At 61.4% G+C, this 18,091-nt stretch carries 17 protein-coding genes and 1 pseudogene; 12 read left to right on the top strand and 6 right to left on the bottom strand.

All coding sequences use genetic code 11. The features are described 5' to 3' along the window. The first annotated feature begins 56 nt into the window (after nucleotides 1–56). Together KM031_RS09040 and KM031_RS09035 are read left to right on the top strand one after the other, a co-directional pair. Nucleotides 57–2,012: an oxidoreductase gene (locus tag KM031_RS09040; RefSeq protein WP_215505959.1), complete on the top strand. Its 1,956-nt coding sequence runs from the start codon at nucleotides 57–59 to the stop codon at nucleotides 2,010–2,012. A gap of 85 nt (nucleotides 2,013–2,097) precedes the next feature. Further along, entirely contained in the window at nucleotides 2,098–2,409 is a 312-nt protein-coding gene (locus tag KM031_RS09035; protein ID WP_215505960.1) for an antifreeze protein, read from the top strand. A 5-nt stretch (nucleotides 2,410–2,414) separates the two neighbouring features. Here KM031_RS09035 and msrA read toward each other — a convergent pair whose 3' ends face one another. The 5 genes and pseudogenes from msrA to fliF all read right to left on the bottom strand — a co-directional run bounded on the left by msrA (nucleotide 2,415) and on the right by fliF (nucleotide 6,385). Beyond that, nucleotides 2,415–3,053, bottom strand: a complete 639-nt coding sequence (gene msrA / locus KM031_RS09030; RefSeq protein WP_260692137.1) for a peptide-methionine (S)-S-oxide reductase MsrA — start codon at nucleotides 3,051–3,053, stop codon at nucleotides 2,415–2,417. A 95-nt stretch (nucleotides 3,054–3,148) separates the two neighbouring features. Further along, nucleotides 3,149–3,869 (bottom strand): annotated as a pseudogene (gene fliP, locus KM031_RS09025) (flagellar type III secretion system pore protein FliP). After that, nucleotides 3,869–4,138, bottom strand: a complete 270-nt coding sequence (locus KM031_RS09020) for a FliM/FliN family flagellar motor switch protein (protein ID WP_215505962.1) — start codon at nucleotides 4,136–4,138, stop codon at nucleotides 3,869–3,871. Before KM031_RS09020 ends, fliP begins: the two are co-directional and overlap by 1 nt. A 10-nt stretch (nucleotides 4,139–4,148) precedes the next feature. Next, nucleotides 4,149–4,727 (bottom strand): FliH/SctL family protein, encoded by a 579-nt coding sequence (locus KM031_RS09015; RefSeq protein ID WP_215505963.1) that lies wholly within the window; start codon nucleotides 4,725–4,727, stop codon nucleotides 4,149–4,151. Further along, nucleotides 4,727–6,385, bottom strand: a complete 1,659-nt coding sequence (fliF, locus tag KM031_RS09010) for a flagellar basal-body MS-ring/collar protein FliF (protein WP_371879013.1) — start codon at nucleotides 6,383–6,385, stop codon at nucleotides 4,727–4,729. The genes KM031_RS09015 and fliF overlap by 1 nt, the downstream gene beginning before the upstream one ends. 77 nt (nucleotides 6,386–6,462) lie before the next feature. On the opposite strand from fliF, the gene KM031_RS09005 reads away from it, so the two are divergent. The 5 genes from KM031_RS09005 to KM031_RS08985 are packed head-to-tail and all read left to right on the top strand — an operon-like array spanning nucleotide 6,463 to nucleotide 10,897. Next, nucleotides 6,463–6,945, top strand: coding sequence for a flagellar basal body-associated FliL family protein (locus tag KM031_RS09005; RefSeq protein WP_215505965.1), 483 nt, complete (start codon nucleotides 6,463–6,465; stop codon nucleotides 6,943–6,945). A gap of 11 nt (nucleotides 6,946–6,956) precedes the next feature. After that, nucleotides 6,957–7,337, top strand: coding sequence for a hypothetical protein (locus KM031_RS09000; RefSeq protein ID WP_215505966.1), 381 nt, complete (start codon nucleotides 6,957–6,959; stop codon nucleotides 7,335–7,337). Then, the gene (locus KM031_RS08995) at nucleotides 7,334–7,903 is read left to right on the top strand and encodes a MotE family protein (RefSeq protein ID WP_215505967.1); all 570 of its coding nucleotides are present in this window, start codon (nucleotides 7,334–7,336) and stop codon (nucleotides 7,901–7,903) included. The genes KM031_RS09000 and KM031_RS08995 overlap by 4 nt, the downstream gene beginning before the upstream one ends. Before the next feature lie 55 nt (nucleotides 7,904–7,958). Beyond that, nucleotides 7,959–8,828, top strand: coding sequence for a flagellar motor stator protein MotA (motA, locus tag KM031_RS08990; RefSeq protein ID WP_215505968.1), 870 nt, complete (start codon nucleotides 7,959–7,961; stop codon nucleotides 8,826–8,828). Beyond that, nucleotides 8,825–10,897 carry a tetratricopeptide repeat protein gene (locus KM031_RS08985; RefSeq protein WP_215505969.1) on the top strand — a complete coding sequence of 691 codons (2,073 nt, stop codon included), beginning with the start codon at nucleotides 8,825–8,827 and terminating at the stop codon, nucleotides 10,895–10,897. The genes motA and KM031_RS08985 overlap by 4 nt, the downstream gene beginning before the upstream one ends. A gap of 26 nt (nucleotides 10,898–10,923) precedes the next feature. Here KM031_RS08985 and KM031_RS08980 read toward each other — a convergent pair whose 3' ends face one another. Further along, nucleotides 10,924–12,321, bottom strand: coding sequence for a helix-turn-helix domain-containing protein (locus KM031_RS08980; protein ID WP_215505970.1), 1,398 nt, complete (start codon nucleotides 12,319–12,321; stop codon nucleotides 10,924–10,926). A 149-nt stretch (nucleotides 12,322–12,470) separates the two neighbouring features. On the opposite strand from KM031_RS08980, the gene KM031_RS08975 reads away from it, so the two are divergent. The 5 genes from KM031_RS08975 (at nucleotide 12,471) to KM031_RS08955 (ending at nucleotide 18,064) form a co-directional block, all read left to right on the top strand. Beyond that, nucleotides 12,471–13,670: a pyridoxal-phosphate-dependent aminotransferase family protein gene (locus tag KM031_RS08975; protein WP_215505971.1), complete on the top strand. Its 1,200-nt coding sequence runs from the start codon at nucleotides 12,471–12,473 to the stop codon at nucleotides 13,668–13,670. A 22-nt stretch (nucleotides 13,671–13,692) separates the two neighbouring features. Continuing rightward, nucleotides 13,693–14,631: an HpcH/HpaI aldolase/citrate lyase family protein gene (locus KM031_RS08970; protein WP_215505972.1), complete on the top strand. Its 939-nt coding sequence runs from the start codon at nucleotides 13,693–13,695 to the stop codon at nucleotides 14,629–14,631. A gap of 14 nt (nucleotides 14,632–14,645) precedes the next feature. Further along, the gene (locus KM031_RS08965) at nucleotides 14,646–15,818 is read left to right on the top strand and encodes a malate--CoA ligase subunit beta (protein ID WP_215505973.1); all 1,173 of its coding nucleotides are present in this window, start codon (nucleotides 14,646–14,648) and stop codon (nucleotides 15,816–15,818) included. 12 nt (nucleotides 15,819–15,830) lie between these two features. Continuing rightward, entirely contained in the window at nucleotides 15,831–16,727 is an 897-nt protein-coding gene (gene sucD / locus KM031_RS08960) for a succinate--CoA ligase subunit alpha (RefSeq protein ID WP_215505974.1), read from the top strand. Nucleotides 16,728–16,993: 266 nt separating this feature from the next. Beyond that, on the top strand, nucleotides 16,994–18,064 hold the full coding sequence (locus tag KM031_RS08955; protein ID WP_215505975.1) for a DUF475 domain-containing protein: 1,071 nt from the start codon (nucleotides 16,994–16,996) through the stop codon (nucleotides 18,062–18,064). Nucleotides 18,065–18,091: the final 27 nt, after the last annotated feature.

Genomic DNA, 18,091 nt, shown 5'->3' with positions numbered 1-18,091 from the left:
GCTTGCAGCGCTGTCCGCCTGCGCCCAAGCTGCGCCCAGCCAGATCGGAGCGCCGCATGTCCTTCCCCAGCCTGTTTTCTCCCATCCGTCTTGGCGGCATGGAGGTGATGAACCGCATCGTCTCGACCGGGCATGATACGGTGATGGCACATGACGGGCATGTGACCGACCGCTTGGTCGCCTATCACGCGGCGCGGGCCAAAGGCGGGGCCGGGCTGATCATCGTGCAGGTTTCGGGCGTGCATGAAACGGCGCGCTACACCTCGCATATCCTGATGGCGACCGAAGACAGCGCGATTCCGGGCTATGCACGGTTGGCGCAGGCGGTGAAGGCTCATGGCACGCGCATCATCGGGCAATTGTTCCATCCGGGGCGCGAGATCATGGAAACCCAGGATGGCACGGCGGCGGTGGCCTATGCGCCCTCGGCGGTGCCAAACTCGCGCTTTCGGGTGATGCCGGTGCCGCTCAGCCTCGCGATGATTGCAGAGATCGTGCAGGGCTATGCCGCGGCGGCGCGGCGGCTGATGCAGGCGGGCTTTGATGGCTGCGAAATTGTCGCCTCGCACGGCTATCTTCCGGCGCAGTTCCTCAACCCGGCGGTCAACAAACGGCAGGATGCCTATGGCGGCAGTCTGGAGAACCGGCTGCGCTTTACCATGGAGGTGGCAGCAGCGATCCGCGTCGCCACCGCGCCCGATTTCACCATCAGCCTGCGGGTCAGCGGGGAAGAGCGGGATATTGACGCGCTGGACCCTTCGGAGACCCTGACCGCCTGCCGGACAATCGACGCGGCAGGCATCGTGGATGTGTTTCATGTGATTGCGGGCACTTCGGCCTCGCTGGCGGGGGCGATCCATATCGTGCCACCGATGTTTTACGAGGCAGGCTATACCGCGCCTTTTGCCGCGCAGGTCACAAAGGCGGTGCAAAAGCCGGTCATCGTCACCGGGCGCATCAATCAGCCGCAAATCGCAGAACAGATCCTGCGCAGTGGTCAGGCACATCTGTGCGGCATGACTCGGGCCATGATCTGTGACCCGGAGATGCCCGCCAAGGCCCGAACGGATCGCGTGGACGATATTCGCGCCTGTATCGGCTGCAATCAGGCCTGTATCGGGCATTTTCATCGCGGCTACCCGATTTCCTGCATCCAATACCCGGAAACCGGGCGCGAGCTGACTCTGGCTGCGGGCAAGATCGCCACAGCTCAGCCGCAGCGCATTCTGGTGGCCGGCGGCGGCCCGGCAGGGTTGAAGGCGGCTGCGATCCTTGCGGCGCGCGGCCATCACGTCACGCTGTGTGAGGCGGCGGCGCAGCTTGGCGGGCAGGCCTTGCTGGCACAGCTTTTGCCGGGGCGGGCGGAGTTTGGCGGTCTGATCACCAATCTGGCCCATGAGGCGCGTCAGGCAGCGGTGACGATACGCCTGAATACCCCGGTAACGCTGGATCTGGTGCAGCAAGAGGCCCCGGACCGCGTGATTATTGCCACAGGCGCACAGCCGCGCCGCCCTGAGATAGAGAGTGACGGCGCGCATGTGCTGGATGCCTGGCAGATCTTGCGCGGCGAAGCCAATCCGGGCGCGCGGGTGGTGATTGCGGATTGGCGCGGCGACTGGATCGGGATGGGGTTGGCGGAAAAGCTGGCCCGCGACGGCTGCACCGTGCGGCTTTGTGTCGAGGGGATTGCCGCAGGTGAAAGCCTGCCGCTTTATGTGCGCGATGAAATGGTGGCGCGATTGCATGGGCTTGGCGTCGACATCCGCCCCTATTGCCGTCTGTTCGGGGCGGATGGGGATACGGTCTACTTTACCCATTCGGCCAATGGCGCGCCGATTCTGGCAGAGGGCACCGATACACTTGTGCTTGCGCAGGGGCATCTGCCGGATGCCAGGCTGGCCGAGGATCTTGCGCCCTGGACCGGCCCGGTGCAGGTGATTGGCGATGCGCTGACCCCGCGTTCCGCCGAAGAGGCGGTGCTGGAGGGCCTGAAAATCGGTATTACGGATTAGACTTTCGTCGGCCTGATCCGGCGTAGCCCTTCCCATGTGCGGGTCGGCCTGTCATGGTCGCGACATATATATCAGGAAATGCGTAATGTTCGTGACCCCGACTCAGGCCGTCAAACTGTCAATGCACACAGGCCTCATGCTGGCCGAGGCGCAGATGGTCATCGCCATGCGCCTTTGGGGCATGGCCGGGTTGTGGAATGTCACCCCCGAAGAAAACAGCCGCATGGTGCAGGAAAAGACCGAAGCCATGACGCAATCGGCCATGGCCGCCGGGCGCGCGATGCTGAGCGGCAAGGGCGCTGCCGGTGTGGCAATGGCCGCGCTGAAGCCGGTGCGGATGCGCACCCGCTCCAATATGAAGCGCCTTACGCAACGCGGCCCCGGCACACCGGGCTGAAGGCGTTACTTCACAAAAGCCTCCGCCCCCCAGACCGCGCGCAGCCTGTCGTCGCGACCGCAGCCTTCGCGGTAGAATTTATAGGCATTTTTCTTCTGCTTCGGGCCGCCACGCGTGAGCACGATGTCCGAGGATTTGTAATAATCCTGATGATAGGCCTCGGCCGGCCAAAACGGCGCGGCGGGCAGAACCGGGGTGACGATGGTCTGCCCAAGCGTCTTTTCGGCTGCCGAAATGGCCGCTTCGGCCGCCTGTTTTTGCTCGGCACTGGCGGCAAATATTGCGGTTCTGTAGCTGTCACCACGGTCACAGAACTGACCGCCTGCATCCGTCACATCTATGGAGCGCAGGAACTTCGCCATCAGATCGGCATAGCTGATCACCGCATTGTCAAAGGTGATTTCGACGGCCTCGTAATGCCCCGTGCCGCCGTTTGTGACATCCTTGTAGGTCGGATTGTCGCCCCGCCCGCCAGTGTAGCCCGATACCACATCGGTCACACCTTTGACCGCTTCAAAATCGGATTCCACACACCAGAAGCAGCCACCTGCCACAATGGCCTTTTCGGGGGCGGCCTGCGCACCCGTTGCCAGCAGCACGGCCAGCCCAATCAATCCGATCCGCATATCCATCTCCCTGTTCATGCAGGAAAACTGCGCCGCGCCCTGCGCTGCGGCAACACACGCCTGCGTGACATCACACGGGGTTGAGCGATGTTGCAGCCCTGGCTGCGCGCGCTTCAGAAATAACTGCGCACCAAGGCCGCTGAAAGCAGGCTCCATCCATCAGCGACCACAAAGAAGGCCAGTTTGAACGGCAAAGAGACGATGGCAGGCGGCACCATCATCATGCCCATCGACATCAGTATGGCCGCAACCACCAGATCAATGATCAGAAACGGCAGGAACACCAGAAAGCCGATTTCAAAAGCGCGCTGTATCTCCGACAGCAGGAAAGAGGGCACCAGCAACGACAGGGGCGCATCAATCGCCGCCCCCTCTGCCGCCGGTCGCAGTGCCTGCATCGAAGCGAAGGTATCGGAGTCCAGCCGGGCGGCCATGAAACTTCGGAAGGGTGCGAGTGTCAGCGGAATCGCCTCGCTCAACTCGATCTCGCCGCGCGACAGAGGGCCTGCCCCACGCTCCCACGCCTCGGTCAGCACCGGATCCATAACAAACCAGCTCAGAAACAGTGCCAGGCTGATGATCAGCATGTTCGGTGGTGCCTGTTGTAACCCGATGGCCTGCCGCAGGATCGACAAGACTGTGACGATGAAGGGGAAACAGGTGACCATCACCGGCCAGCCCCGGCACCAGGCTCAGCACGGTGATCAGCGCAATCAGCTGGATCGAACGGGTGCCCAGTGAGGTCTGATCCCCCAGATCAATCGAAAGATTCTGCGCGTGGGCAGGGCATGACCAGATGACAGCCAGCAGCAGACACAGGGGCAGACAGCGCATCAAAGCCCGCCGCGCAGATTGGCCACTTCGGTCAGCCGGACGGCAAGCTGCCCGGCCTGATCCCCCTCCAGCTCTTGCAATTCACCACGCGCGATCAGCCGGTCGCCAACGTAAAGCTCCACCGGATCATCGACGCGGCGGTCCAGCGCCAGCACCGCATCGCGCTGCAATTTCAGCAATTCGCGCACCTGCGGCCGGGCCTTGCCCACCGAAATGGTGATTTCGATCGGCACCTGGCTGAACGGGTTCATCTCTGCATTCTGATCCATTTCGGGCTCCCTATTCCGGCAATCCAAAGAAGCCGCGTATTGCGGCGGTGAGGTCTGCAGTGGCGCGATCCAGATCAATATGGGTCTCGCAATCCCCCAGACGCAGATAGGCCTGCCCCTCGCTCAGGCTCGGCTCCTCGACGATTTTGATCGGCAGGCTGGTCGCCTGTTCCAGAAGCGCCTCGACCGGCGCGCGCGCCATGGGATTCAGCACGAGCGAAACAGGGGCATCCGCTATCTGTTCGGTCAGCGGCATCAGGGTTTGCAGCACCGTGGGTGCCAGCGCGGTGCGGGCAACTTCGGGCAGAAGCTGGCACACGATTTCCTGCATCAAGGGCGCAAGCGCCTTCAGCATATGCAGACGCGCCTCGTGGAAGGTGAACCCCAAGGCCTGAATATTGCGGGCAAGATCGCTGCGGATACGGCTCTGTTCGCTGGATTGCGCGGCGCTCGCGTCCTCCCATCCCGCTGAATAGCCCTGTTCATAGGCGGCGAGCCGGACATCCTCCAACGCCGAGCCATCGGCGGGATTTGCCTCTTTGGCCACCGATTCAGCCGTTTCAAAGATTTCGAGCTTCAACAGCGCCATCACGCCCGCTCCTCATCCGCCTCAAGCCAGCTTCTGAGGATTTCGACGGATTCGGCCTGACGTTCTTCGATCAGCTTGCGTAGCCTGGCCATCGGATCATCGGCCGGGTGGCTTGCCTCGGCACTGACAAGCGCGATGTCGGACAGATCGCCGATATCGTCGATCTCGCCGCTGACAACCCGAAAGCCATCCTCGCCCGATCGCGCTTCAAGGGCTGCCGAGCCAGTGCCGGGCAGGGCAAGTGGGACAGGTGGCAGCAGTGGCGCGGCATTTCCTCCGGTGCCTGCCAGAATTGGCCGTAATACAAACAGACCCAGCACCAGAGCCACGAGGGTGAGGACGGCGAGTTGGATCAGCGCCATGATGTTGATATTACCCAAAGCCGAAAACATTCCGGCTTCGGCCAAGGTGCCCACATCGGGCAGCGGCTCGAAGGCCAGGGATTTCAGGGTCAGCACATCACCGCGTGCCGCATCGAACCCCACCGCAGAGCTGACCAGTTCGCGCAGCACCGCCAGTTCTTCCTCCGGTCTGGCCTCCCAGCCGAGCGTGCCATCCGGGCCGGGTTTCTGGATCCCGTCCACCAGAACCGCCACGCTGATCTTGCGGATGGAGCCGGGCGCGCGGATCACCTCGCGCTGCGTCTCGGAGACTTCGAAATTCACCCGTTCGCGGGTTTCTGCAGTTTGGCTCTGGCTCTTGCCGCCTGCCGTCGCATCGCCCTCGGGCAGATTCGACGCGACGGTCACATCTTCGCTGCCTTCGCGCGACGTGCCTGACTTTTCTTCCGTATCGGTGGAAATGGCCACCCGCCCCTGCGGGTCAAAGATGCGTTCGGTGATCTGTTCCCGCTCGGTCACAAGGTCCAGGCTGACCTCGACCACCGCATTGCCGGGCCCGACGCGCGCCTCCAGCAAACGCTGGATATTGGCGCGCAACTCTGCGGCCCGGTCGGCGCCAGCGGGGTCTTGCAGACCCTCTTCCTCGCCGGTTGAAACCAGACCCGTGACGGTATCAATGACAGAAACATCCGCAGGCTGCATGCCGGTGACGGCTCCGGCAACCAGATGTTTCAGCGCCTTGGCGCGCAGCGGGGTCAGCCCGCCCGTTGCCGCAACGGTGACCGAGGCCGTGGCGCGCTGCTTCTGACGGAACGGCTGGGCGGTGGTCTGCGCAATATGCACGCGGGCCGATTTGATGCCCGGAGTGGCGAGGATGGTGCGGGCAAGCTCCCCCTCTTTCGCCCGCCAATAGGCGGCATCGAACATCTGCGACGTCGTGCCAAAGCCGGACAGTCCATCCAGCAATTCGTAGCCGCCAGCGCCCGCTGCGGGCAGCCCTTCGCTGGCCAGCGCCATGCGGACCGCATCCCGCTGCGGTGCGTCGACATGGATCGAATCGCCCCGCACCTCATAGGCGATGCCGCGCTGATCCAGCGCCGCGATCACCTCTCCGGCCACCGCACTGTCGAGACCCGCATACAGCAGCGCATAGTCGGGCGCATTTGCCAGCCGTGATATGCCGATCACGGCGGCGAACATCGCAACCGTGACCCCGATCACCAACAGCCTGCGGCGTAAATCCAACTGAGCCCAGAGCGATTTGAGGTTCTGCAAAGCACGTCTCCGATGCTGAGGCTTCTGCCCCGTTTCATCCAGTCTTGGACGAATGGGCTTAACAATCGGTTAGTGTCCTTGCGGATATAGTTCAGACGAAAGATATGCCGGAGGTATTCATGGCAGAGCCTGAAAAGCCGCAGGAGGCGGTGCGTAAAAAGAAATCCAGACTGCCTTTTCTGGCAGGGCTTCTGCTTGCGGCAATACTTGGATCGGGCAGCTTTTTTGCAGTTTTTGCCGGATATATCCTCGGCCCCGCCGCAGAGGAACACGCCACATCGCCTGAGGCCGACGCGCTTGCCGGTATTCAGTTCTTGCCCATTGATTCAATTGTGATTTCTCTGGGTGCTGCGGGTAAGAACCAGCATCTGCGCATGACTTCGCAGGTAGAGGTGGACAAGGCCCATGCGGCCGATGTCAAGCAGTTGATGCCGCGCATTCTGGATGTGTTGAATGCCTATTTGCGCGCGGTTGAGGTGGCGCAATTGCAAGACCCTGCTGCATTGATTCGCCTGCGGTCACAAATGCTGCGCCGCATTCAGGTTGTCACGGGCGAGGGACGCGTGCGTGATCTGCTGATTACCGAATTTGTGCTCAACTGAAAGGTCGGACTATGGATCTTATTGCAGATATCTTGATGGTGGCGGGCACCTTCGGGGCCGCCGTTTACTGTTATGTTCTGGCGGCGCGGCTGAAAAAGTTCTCGACACTGGAATCCGGCATGGGCGGAGCGATTGCGGTGCTGTCGGCGCAGGTGGACGACATGACAAAAGCCCTCGACAAGGCGCGGGGGGCGGCAACGGGATCTGCCGCGACGCTTGAGGCGCTGACGGGACGTGCCGAAATGGCCGCCGCGCGGCTGGAGGTGATGTTGGCCACACTGCATGACCTGCCGGATACCAGAGCTGATGCGCGCCGCGATGTCGAACCTGATCGGCGTCTGCGTTTCATGCGCAGGCGGTCCGCGCGGGAAGATCTGGAGGCCGCAGAATGAGTCGGCAGCGCAAACGCGCGGGTCACAGCATCCTGTTCCTGCTGGCTTTGCTGCTGATGGCAAGCGGTGCGCTCCGGATCGGGACGAACCTTGGGCAGGCCTTGGCCGCCGAAGCGGACACATCCGAAGCCGAAGCATCTGGCCCCTTGAATTGCCCGGCGCCGCCTGCTGCACTGGCCGAGGCGCTGTCGCAGCGCGAAGCAACAATCCTGGTGCAGGAGGCGGCTCTTGGTCAACGCCTCGCGGCGCTTGCCTTGACCGAACAGGTCATCGCCGCCCGGCTGGCCGAGCTGACCCAGGCAGAGGAGGGGCTGAAGGCAACCCTCGCGCTGGCAGACGGGGCCGCCGAAGAGGATGTATCCCGGCTGACCGAAGTTTATCAGCGCATGAAGCCAAAAGATGCAGCACTGCTGTTTGATGCGATGGATCCACAATTCGCATCTGGCTTTCTGGGGCGGATGCAGCCCGATGCGGCGGCGGCGATCCTGTCGGGGATGCGCCCAGATGCGGCTTATGCTCTCAGCGTACTATTGGCAGGTCGCAACGCATCTGTTCCAAAGCAGTGAGGGAATTTTAACGGAATCCTGAAAAGGTTGCAGCAGGCAAACGCAGGAGGCCGCCATGATCGGCATTATCGGTATCGTCGTTATTTTTGTCATGGTGTTTGGCGGCTATATGCTCGCCGGAGGCAAGCTTGGCATCATTCTGAAATCCTTGCCGTTCGAAATGATCATGATTGGTGGGGCGGCCATCGGCGCTTTCTTTTTGTCCAATGATCTGGCCTCGGTCAAGCACGCAATGAAGGATATTGGCAAAGTCTTCAAAGGGCCAAGGTGGAAACCCTCCGACTATCGGGATCTGCTTTGTCTGCTTTTTGAACTGATCAGGATTGCGCGTGCAAATCCAGTGGCGTTGGAAGAGCATATCGAAAAGCCAAAAGAATCCACAATTTTCAAGCGTTATCCGAAGATCCAGCAGGATCACGAGACGATAGATCTGATCTGCGACACGTTGCGGGCAGCCTCGATGAATTATGATGATCCGCATCAGGTGGAAGAGGTTCTGGACAAGCGGATGGAGACTGCTCAGCATCACGCATTGCACTCCAGCCATGCCTTGCAATCCATGGCAGATGCTTTGCCCGCCCTTGGCATCGTTGCGGCCGTTCTGGGCGTGATCAAGACCATGGGGTCAATTGATCAACCACCCGAAATCCTTGGTAAAATGATTGGCGGCGCATTGGTCGGCACGTTTCTTGGCGTCTTTCTCGCATATGGGATTGTTGGGCCGTTTGCCACGCGTGTGAAGGCCGTGGTTGAAGAGGATGGTCACTTCTATCAACTGATACGCGAGGTTCTGGTCGCCAATCTGCACAATCACCCTGCGAATATCTGTATCGAAGTCGGGCGTCAAAATACCCCACACGCTGTAAGGCCCAGTTTCGCTGACCTGGAAGATGCGCTGCGCACGCTGAAGCAGGAGGCGGCATGAGGGTTTTGATCTGGCTGGCGGCCCTTGCGTGTCTGTTTCACGCGACAAACGGGATGGCAGAGGTGGCAAAGGTGACCTCGGGCGAGCATTCAGGCTTTTCTCGGCTTGTTGTTACTCTGCCTGAAAATGCGGAGTGGCGTTTTGGGCGCACAAAAGACGGATATGCGCTGGAGGTGGATCAAAAGGGTCTGATCTATAATCTTGAGAAGGTCTTTACCCGCATCCCGAAAACGCGGATCGCCGCCGTGACGCAGGTGGCAGAATCATCGACTCTTCTGATCACTGTGGCCTGTGCCTGCCACGCCATGCCATTTGAGTTTCGACCGGGCATCATTGTGGTTGATCTGAAACCCGGAAAGCCGCCGGCACATTCCTCATTTGAGGCGATGCTGGATGAGCGGCCCCAGCGGGTAACTGCGCCAACAGAAATAGTCGGGCCTGTTCGGAGCACAGAGATGCTGCGTGATACAGAACGCGCACTGATTGAGCAGATCGGCCGTGCGGCCTCGTCCGGTGTTATCGAGATGGATCTCGTGCAAAATAGCCTGAAGCCGCAATCAGATATAAATCTGCCACAGATTCGCATTGGAGAGGATATTGGTATGATCGCCCGAAAGGGCGGCGCATATTTGGAAGGACTTGTTGTCGAAGATCCGCGCTGCCTCGCGGATGAGAATCTGGCCGTGCAAGTCTGGGGGGAGGAGGCTCCAATTGCGAGGCAGATTGGTATGGCCAGAGAAAATCTTCTTGGTGAATTCGATGACCCAGATTTGATTCAGATCGAAAAAGCCGCGCGTCTTTATATCTATATCGGATTTGGACAGGAGGCGCGCCAAATAATCCAGATGGGCGCTGCCGAATCGGAGCAGTCAAGAATTATAAAATCCTTGGGTAAACTGGTTGATTCGACAGTGGATCCCGGTGGCATATTCTCAGGGATGGAAAATTGTGATACCGCTGCCGCGCTCTGGTCAATTTTGGCAAGGCCATCCTTGCGGCCCTCTGAAAAGATCAACACGGGCGCAATCCTCCGGGCATTTTCGGCGCTGCCGTTGCATTTGCGCCAGACCCTTGTTGGAAGCCTTGGGGACAGGTTTCTGCAGCAAGGCGATCTGGAGGCTGCACGGAAAGTGCGGGATGCGGTTTTGCGTGGCCCTGTTTTGCCCCAAGCCGAGGTATTACTGCTTGGCGCTGCACTGGAGGCGCATCAGGGTGAACAGGAAAAAGCCAAGGAGAGCTATGCCGAAATCGCGGCTGATGGTGGGCAATCGGAGCCGGAAGCTGTGATTGCGCTGGTGGAGCTTGCCGTGGAGACTGGCGACACGCTTCCAGCGGAAGCTGTGGCCAATCTCGAAGCTTTGACGCAGCAATATCGCGGGGCGCCGCAGGCAAATGAATTGAAGCGGGCGCTGGTTCTTGGCTTTGCCGCCTCGGGCCAGTTTGATCGCTCCTTTGCAGCACTTGCATCGGCGCCGGAGGCTGAGCAAGACCTTTGGGATGTGCTGGCAAAAAAAGGCGCTTCGTCTGCGATCCTGACACATGCCGTTCTTGATCCGAATCGAGGCCGCCCGAACCTGCTGCGCCGCACCGAACTGAATCTCGCGCGGCGCTTGCTGGATCTGGGGCTTCCGGAACCTGCGTGGCTGTGGCTGGCGCGCCCGGGGGCTGATGCGCCGCCGGAAGAACGGATTCTGGCGGCGGAAATTGCGCTCAGATCCCGGGATGCCGCCGGGGCGCTACGGGCCTTGGCCGGGCTGGAGGGGGCGCAGGCCGCAGCTTTGCGGGGGCAAGCACATCGCCAGATCGGCGATTCGGATCTGGCCGCCGCAATTTTTGCAGATCAGGGCGATGCGGAGGCGTCGCGCGCAGCGCGCCGTGTGGCCGAAAACTGGGGCGTTGTGGCGACCGAAGATGTCGCTCCCTGGTCCGATGTCGCGAAACTCTTGCCGCCGGAGGCAGCGTTAGACCCACAAGAGGCGACGCTGGCCGCAGGGCGGGCTTTGGTGGAGCAGAGCATTTCGACCCGTGCGCGGCTGGACACATTGCTGTCCCAGACGGCTGTTCCATGAGTGTGGGCAATGGCCGGGCGCGAGTGTCAGGTTTCAAACCGTGTCGCCCCGCGGCGCATGGCATTGACGGGTTGCGGCATGACCACCGCCTGATGGGCGCGCTGGTCGCAATGGGTGCGCGGGCAGATACGACAGTTGATCCCGACCGGCGTCATCGGGGTGCCAGACAGGACAAAAGGCTCTGCATAGCCGATGTCGGCAACATGCTCGACAGCACATCCCATGGCGACGGCCAAACGATTGTCCTGCGCGTGGCGGGCCCAGGTCGGGCGATCAACCGTGCGGGCAAAAACGAAAAACTGGCTGCGATCCGGCATTTCCACAAACTGGGGCACGATACGGCCGGGCGTGCGAAAGCTGGTATGCACGTCCAGCCGGGGGCAGGCGCCGCCATGTTCCGCAAGCGGAAAGCTTGTGGCATTGAACCGCTTTGCCACATTGCCGCCCTTGTCGATCCTGAGGAAAAAGAAGGGCACACCCTGCGCGCCATCGCGTTGCAGCGTAGTTGCGCGGTGGCAGGCCTGTTCAAAGCTGACGCCAAAGCGGGTGGCGAGGTGGTCGAAATCATATTTGGTCAACCGCGCTTCGGACAGGAACGCCTCATAGGGCATCAGCACCGCTGCGGCGAAGTAGTTCGCAAGCTCCACCCGCAAACGCGCGGCACCGCGCGCATCGGTCAGGCCAGAGCGGGCGATCAGTTGCTCCAGCAACTCGCGCTGTTCCAGCAGCCCGCACATATGCACCAGTTGGAAAATGCGGTTGGTGTGATCCAGCGCCTCTGACAGGCGGATTTCGCGCAGGTCTTCGCGATAATCGCGCAGGGTGTCCGGCATGTCTTCCACCCGCATCAGGCGCACGCCGAGGCCAAGACGCTGGCGCAGGCGCTGCTTGAGGGCGCTGTAAATCTCATCCCGCTCCACCGACTCACCCGACCAGAAGTCGCGCGCGGCCTCTTCCAGATCGCGGAAGTGGTTGCGGTTGCGGCGAAACACGTCATGCACCGCGGAATCCGCCGAGGCAAATTCGGCATTTGTATCGAGGGCCGCAAAGCTCATCAGCTGATCGCTGGCGGAAAGATAGGCACGATGCAGGCGCAGAAACGCCTGGGCAAGGTCCGGGCTGTGCACAAGCGCCGCCCGCAGCTGGGTCAGATCAGGCCTGGTTTCGGCAAAGAGCGGGTCCTGGATCGCGGTGCGCAGATCGGGCAGAAGCCCGCTTGCATCGTCTTCGGCAATCTCGCGCCAGTCGACGCCATAGGTGTCCATCAGCCGGAACAGGATCGCAACGGACACAGATCTTTCGTTGTTTTCTAACAGGTTGACATAGGATGCGCTGATCCCCAGAGCCTTGGCCATCTGGCTTTGCGTCTCGCCGCGCTCTTGCCGCAAGCGGCGGAGATGCGGGCCGATGAAGGTCTTCTGCATACTGTTGCACACATTTTATTGGGTCGGTGAAGTTTACAATATTACAAAAAACAAGATCTGTAAATTCTCGCACTTACAGCAGAACCCGCATTCATTTTGCACGCCAGACAATCTGTGCCTTTCTTTTGAGCAACAGAGGGAGGATTGCCATGAAAACAGGACTTGCACATCTTTACATTCCCGGCCCGACGAATGTGCCGGAGGTTGTGCGCCGCGCCATGAATGTGCCGATGCAGGATCACCGCGCGTCGGATTTCGATCAGCTGACCGGCAGCATTTTTGAAGATCTGAAGGCGGTTTATGGCACGACCAAGGGCCGCGTCGCCCTGTTTCCCGGCTCGGGCACCGGTTGCTGGGAAGCGGCGATCACCAACACGCTCAATCCGGGCGACAAGGTGCTGATGGCGCGCCACGGGCATTTTTCGCATCTCTGGGTGGAGATGGCGAAAAAGCTGGACCTGGACGTGCAGGTTGTGGATGTCGCCTGGGGCGCGGGCGTTCCGGTGAATGAATTCGCGCGGATCCTGGGGGCCGACCGGCATGGCGACATCAAGGCCGTGTTCGTAACCCACAATGAAACGGCAACCGGGGTCACCTCGGATGTGGCGGCGGTGCGGGCGGTGCTGGACGGGGCGCTGCATGATGCGCTGCTGTTTGTGGATGGCGTCTCGTCGATCGGCTCCATTCCGTTCCGCATGGATGACTGGGGCGTCGATCTGGCGGTGACGGGCAGCCAGAAAGGGCTGATGAGCCCGGCCGGCATGGGCATGTTGGCGATCAGCGAAAAGGCCTTGCGCGCGGCGCAGACCTCAAAAATGCGCCGGGCGTTCTTTGATCTGGCCGATATGCTGAAACAGCATGATTTGGGCTCGTTCCCCTATACGCCGCCGGTGCCGCTGCTGCATGGCCTGAAGGCGGCGCTGAACCGGATGATGGACGAGGGGCTGCCCAATATCCATGCGCGCCACAAGCGCTTGGCCAATGGGGTGCGCCGGGCCGTGGCCGCCTGGGGGCTGGATCTCTGTGCCGAACATCCGACGCTGTATTCCGATACCGTGACCGCGATCCGCACCCCCGAAGGGGTCGATGCGCGCGACGTGATCCGCATCGCCTATGATCGCTACAACTGTTCGCTCGGTTCCGGGCTTGGCCCGCTGAGCGGGAAGGCCTTCCGCATCGGCCATCTGGGCGATCTGAACGAAGGCATGTGCCTGACCGCGATTGCGCTGGCCGAAATGGCGCTGGTCGAAGCGGGCGCGCGGATCAAGCTCGGCTCCGGCGTGGCCGCAGCACAGGAAGCTTATGTGATGCGCCCGGCGGAAGCCAAACTGCGCCTCGCTGCCGAATAATCCAACCCAACAGGAAGATACCATGAGCCACACTTTGCACCCGCTGCGGCGTCAACGCCTGCAGCGTTCGGAACTCGCTGTCCCGGCGTCGAACCCCACGATGATCGACAAGGCCGCAACCGGCCCCGCCGATTACATCTTCCTTGATCTGGAGGATGCAGTTGCGCCGCCGGAAAAGGAACAGGCGCGCAAGAATGCCATTCAGGCGCTGAACGATATTGACTGGGCGGCGGCCGGCAAGACGGTCTCAGTGCGTATCAACGGGCTGGATACGCATTACATGTACCGCGATGTGGTGGATGTGATGGAGCAGGCGGGCGACCGTGTGCACACACTTCTGGTGCCGAAGGTCGGCGTGCCCGGCGATCTCTATATGGTCGAGGCCATGGTCAACCAGATCGAACAGGGCCGCGGCTTCACTACCCGCGTCGGGCTGGAGGCGCTGATCGAAACCGCTCTGGGCATGGCCAATGTGGAGGCGATTGCGCAATTCGGCGGCAGGCTTGAGGCGCTGCATTTCGGGGTGGCGGATTATGCCGCCTCGATGCGGGCACGGACCACGAATATCGGCGGGTTGAACCCGCATTATCCGGGCGATCAATGGCATTCTGCGATCAGCCGCATGGTCATTGCCTGCCGGGCCTATGGTCTGCGCGCAATTGATGGCCCGTTCGGCGATTTCAGCGATCCCGAAGGATACAAGGAAGGCGCGCGGCGCGCGGCGGCCTTGGGCTGTGATGGCAAATGGGCGATCCACCCGTCGCAGGTGACGCTGGCCAATGACGTGTTCTCGCCGCCGGAGTCGGAGGTGACCAAGGCCCGCCGCATCATCGAAGAGCTGCGCAAGGCCGAGGCCGAAGGGCGCGGGGCGGCGGCGCTGGATGGCAAGATGATCGACGCGGCTTCGGAACGCATGGCGCGCAATGTGCTGGTGCTGGCCGATGCCATTGCCGGCAACTGACAGGAGGAAACCAGATGGATATTCATGAATATCAGGCCAAGGAAATCCTCGCGCGGTTTGGCGTGCCGGTGCCGCGGGGTGGCTTGGCCTATAGCCCGGAACAGGCGGGCTACCGCGCGCGGGAACTGGGCGGCAATGCCTGGGTGGTCAAGGCGCAGATCCATTCCGGCGGGCGGGGGGCGGCAGGCGGGGTAAAGCTGTGCCGCAGCGAAGAGGAGGTGCAGGACTACGCACAAACCCTGTTCGGCAAGCAGCTTGTCACCAAACAGACCGATGCGAATGGCAAGGGCGTCTACCGGCTCTGGGTCGAGGCGGCCTCGGAGATCGTGCAGGAGCTGTATCTAGGCTTCGTGCTCGACCGGAAGTCGGAGCGCATCATGATTGTCGCCTCGGCCCATGGCGGCATGGAAATCGAGGATCTGGCCGAAACGGATGCAGGGTCGTTGCGCCGCATGGTGCTGGACCCGGCGGTCGGGCTGTCGCCCTTCCAGGCGCGTGAACTGGCCTTTGCGCTGGGGCTGAAGGGTGGGCAGATTGCGCAGATGGTCACGGTGCTGACCGCCTGCTATCGCGCGTACCGGGATCTTGATGCCACCATGGTGGAGATCAACCCGCTGATTATCAATGGCGCGGGCGATCTGGTGGCGCTGGATGCCAAGATGAGCTTTGACACCAATGCGCTGTATCGGCGGTCCAACATCGCAGAGCTGCGCGACCGCAGTCAGGAAGACCCGCGCGAAAGCATGGCGGGCGATCACGGGCTGGCCTATGTCGGGCTGGATGGCGATATCGGCTGCATCATCAATGGCGCGGGTCTCGCCATGGCGACGATGGATATGATCAAGCTGGCGGGGGGCGAGCCTGCCAACTTCCTTGACATCGGCGGCGGTGCCAGCCCCGAACGGGTGGTGCGCGCCTTCCGCACTGTGCTGACCGACAAGAATGTCAGCGTGATCTTGGTCAATATCTTTGCGGGTATCAACCGCTGCGATTGGGTGGCCGAAGGTGTGGTGAAAGCCTACCGCGAAGTCGGCATGACCATTCCGGTGGTGGTCCGGCTTGCGGGCACCAATGTCGAGGAAGGCCAGCGCATCCTGGCGGATTCGGGCCTGCCGCTGATCACCGCCGATACGCTGGCCGAAGCCGCCGAAGCGGCGGTGAGCCTGCGCCACAAACTTGCAGCCTGAGGGGAGGGCAGAATGGCAATTCTCATCACGGAAAAAACCAAGGTGATCGTGCAGGGCATGTCGGGCCGGATCGGTCAGTTCCATGCCGCCGACATGATCAAGCATGGCACCAATGTTGTGGGGGGCGTGACACCGGGCAAGGGTGGCGAAAGTTTCCTCGACCGGCCGCTGTTCAACACCGTGCGCGAGGCGGTGGAGGCGACAGGCGCCGAGGCAAGCCTTGTCTTCGTGCCGCCGCCCTTTGCCGCCGATGCAATCATGGAGGCGGCGGACGCGGGTATCCGCACCGCAGTCTGCGTAACCGACGGCATCCCGGCGCAGGACATGATGCAGGTGAAACGCTTCCTGCGGCGCTATCTGTCGGAGCGCAAGATGCGGCTGATCGGCCCGAATTGCGCGGGCATCATCTCTCCCGGTCGTGGCTTCATGGGGATCATGCCGCCGCACATCTATATGCCGGGGCGGGTGGGTATCGTCGGGCGCTCTGGCACGCTGGGCTATGAGGCGGCCAGCCAGATGAAGGCGCTGGGCATCGGCGTCTCTACCTCGGTCGGCATTGGCGGCGATCCGATCAACGGCTCCAGCTTCCGCGACATCCTCGCCCTGTTCGAGGCAGACCCCGATACCGATGCCGTGGTGATGATCGGCGAGATCGGTGGCCCGCAAGAGGCCGAGGCCGCAGCCTGGGCGCGCGATCACATGTCAAAGCCAGTGGTCGCCTATATTGCGGGCCTCTCTGCCCCCAAAGGCCGCCAGATGGGCCATGCCGGGGCGATTGTGTCGGCCTTTGGCGAAAGCGCACAGGAAAAGGTGGAGATCCTGACCGCTGCGGGCATCACCATTGCCCCCAACCCTTCGGTCATCGGTCAGACCATGGCGGCAGTGTTGAACCGCCGCGCCGCCGCGTGATCTGTCGGTGCGCCCTGGCGGGCGCACCGTATTCACGTGTCAATTGACAAAAAGTTGAAAATGTGGTCATAGACGAAGCAACGCAGCGAACCTGAGCCTGCTGCGTATAACCCAGTGACCGGGCCCCTCTGGCGAGAGTTTACGGCGCTCTTGCGATGTCGGCACTTCCCCAAAAGCTTGCCGATGGAAGTGATTTCCATGTTGAACGGAACCATGCGCGGTTTTCGCGCCTTTTGCCTTGTGATCCAGCAATCGGGGGCAAAACAATGAACGGTGTCTCTGAAACCAAATCCGTCATGTCCTATCTGAAATGGGCGCTGATCTCGACCGTGATCGGCCTCGCCCTCGGGATCGCCCTGGGCTGGCAAACCACCGGCACCCTGTCGGGCACGCTGACCGTGTTCTTCATCGTTGCGGTTCTTGCCGTGCTCGAAATCTCGCTGTCCTTTGACAATGCGATTGTGAATGCCAACAAACTCAAGGACATGACGCCGGTCTGGCAGCATCGCTTCCTGACCTGGGGCATCATCATCGCCGTGTTCGGCATGCGGATCGTGTTCCCGCTGCTGATTGTGGTGATCGCGGCCAATGTCGGCCCGATTGATGCGATGATCATGGCCGCGGCCCGGCCCGAAGAATATGCCCGCATCATGCACGATGCCCACCTGCCGATTGCGGCCTTCGGGGGCACCTTCCTGATGATGGTCGCGCTGACCTATTTCTTCGACCATGAGAAAGACATTCACTGGGTTGAATGGCTGGAAAGCCGCATGGCGCGCTACGCCACGATCAAAGGGGTCGAGATCGCCTTCGTGCTTGCGCTGATTCTCGGGTTCTCGCGCCTGCTGGAAGGGGCAGAGCAAGAGGCCTTCGTTTATTCCGCCATCTATGGCCTGCTGACCTTCCTGCTGGTCGAGGTTCTTGGCGGCTTTCTCGACAAGACCCAGGAAACCACCAAAGCGGCGGCGCAAGGTGGTCTCGGCGCCTTCCTTTATCTGGAGGTGCTGGATGCCAGCTTCTCGTTCGATGGTGTGATCGGGGCCTTCGCGCTCAGCCAGAACCTGTTCGTCATCGCCATCGGCCTGGGCATCGGCGCGATGTATGTGCGCTCCATGACCATCATGCTGGTCGAGCGCGGCACACTGGCCGAGTATCGCTTCCTGGAACACGGGGCGTTCTATGCCATCCTGATCCTGTCGGTGATCATGTTCTGTCAGACGCTGGTGCATATCCCCGAGGTGATCACCGGCCTTGGCGGCGCAGGTCTGATCGGGATCGCGCTATGGTCCTCGATCCGGTGGAATCGAAGCGAGGCGAATGGCGTCACGCAGTCCTGAACAGCACATCGGCCGGGCAATTGCCCG

The organism is Gemmobacter fulvus (assembly GCF_018798885.1).
Taxonomy (GTDB): Bacteria; Pseudomonadota; Alphaproteobacteria; order Rhodobacterales; family Rhodobacteraceae; genus Gemmobacter; species Gemmobacter fulvus.
Note: the sequence above shows the minus strand (reverse complement) of the source record. Positions and strands in the feature narration are given on the sequence as shown.

What these genes read in the sequence shown, in the direction of transcription:
- KM031_RS09040 (WP_215505959.1), top strand. Translation starts at nt 57, where the DNA reads ATGTCCTTCCCCAGCCTGTTTTCTCCCATCCGTCTTGGCGGCATGGAG.
- KM031_RS09035 (WP_215505960.1), top strand. Translation starts at nt 2,098, where the DNA reads ATGTTCGTGACCCCGACTCAGGCCGTCAAACTGTCAATGCACACAGGC.
- msrA (WP_260692137.1), bottom strand. Translation starts at nt 3,053, where the DNA reads ATGAACAGGGAGATGGATATGCGGATCGGATTGATTGGGCTGGCCGTG.
- KM031_RS09020 (WP_215505962.1), bottom strand. Translation starts at nt 4,138, where the DNA reads ATGGATCAGAATGCAGAGATGAACCCGTTCAGCCAGGTGCCGATCGAA.
- KM031_RS09015 (WP_215505963.1), bottom strand. Translation starts at nt 4,727, where the DNA reads ATGGCGCTGTTGAAGCTCGAAATCTTTGAAACGGCTGAATCGGTGGCC.
- KM031_RS09005 (WP_215505965.1), top strand. Translation starts at nt 6,463, where the DNA reads ATGGCAGAGCCTGAAAAGCCGCAGGAGGCGGTGCGTAAAAAGAAATCC.
- KM031_RS09000 (WP_215505966.1), top strand. Translation starts at nt 6,957, where the DNA reads ATGGATCTTATTGCAGATATCTTGATGGTGGCGGGCACCTTCGGGGCC.
- KM031_RS08995 (WP_215505967.1), top strand. Translation starts at nt 7,334, where the DNA reads ATGAGTCGGCAGCGCAAACGCGCGGGTCACAGCATCCTGTTCCTGCTG.
- motA (WP_215505968.1), top strand. Translation starts at nt 7,959, where the DNA reads ATGATCGGCATTATCGGTATCGTCGTTATTTTTGTCATGGTGTTTGGC.
- KM031_RS08985 (WP_215505969.1), top strand. Translation starts at nt 8,825, where the DNA reads ATGAGGGTTTTGATCTGGCTGGCGGCCCTTGCGTGTCTGTTTCACGCG.
- KM031_RS08980 (WP_215505970.1), bottom strand. Translation starts at nt 12,321, where the DNA reads ATGCAGAAGACCTTCATCGGCCCGCATCTCCGCCGCTTGCGGCAAGAG.
- KM031_RS08975 (WP_215505971.1), top strand. Translation starts at nt 12,471, where the DNA reads ATGAAAACAGGACTTGCACATCTTTACATTCCCGGCCCGACGAATGTG.
- KM031_RS08970 (WP_215505972.1), top strand. Translation starts at nt 13,693, where the DNA reads ATGAGCCACACTTTGCACCCGCTGCGGCGTCAACGCCTGCAGCGTTCG.
- KM031_RS08965 (WP_215505973.1), top strand. Translation starts at nt 14,646, where the DNA reads ATGGATATTCATGAATATCAGGCCAAGGAAATCCTCGCGCGGTTTGGC.
- sucD (WP_215505974.1), top strand. Translation starts at nt 15,831, where the DNA reads ATGGCAATTCTCATCACGGAAAAAACCAAGGTGATCGTGCAGGGCATG.
- KM031_RS08955 (WP_215505975.1), top strand. Translation starts at nt 16,994, where the DNA reads ATGAACGGTGTCTCTGAAACCAAATCCGTCATGTCCTATCTGAAATGG.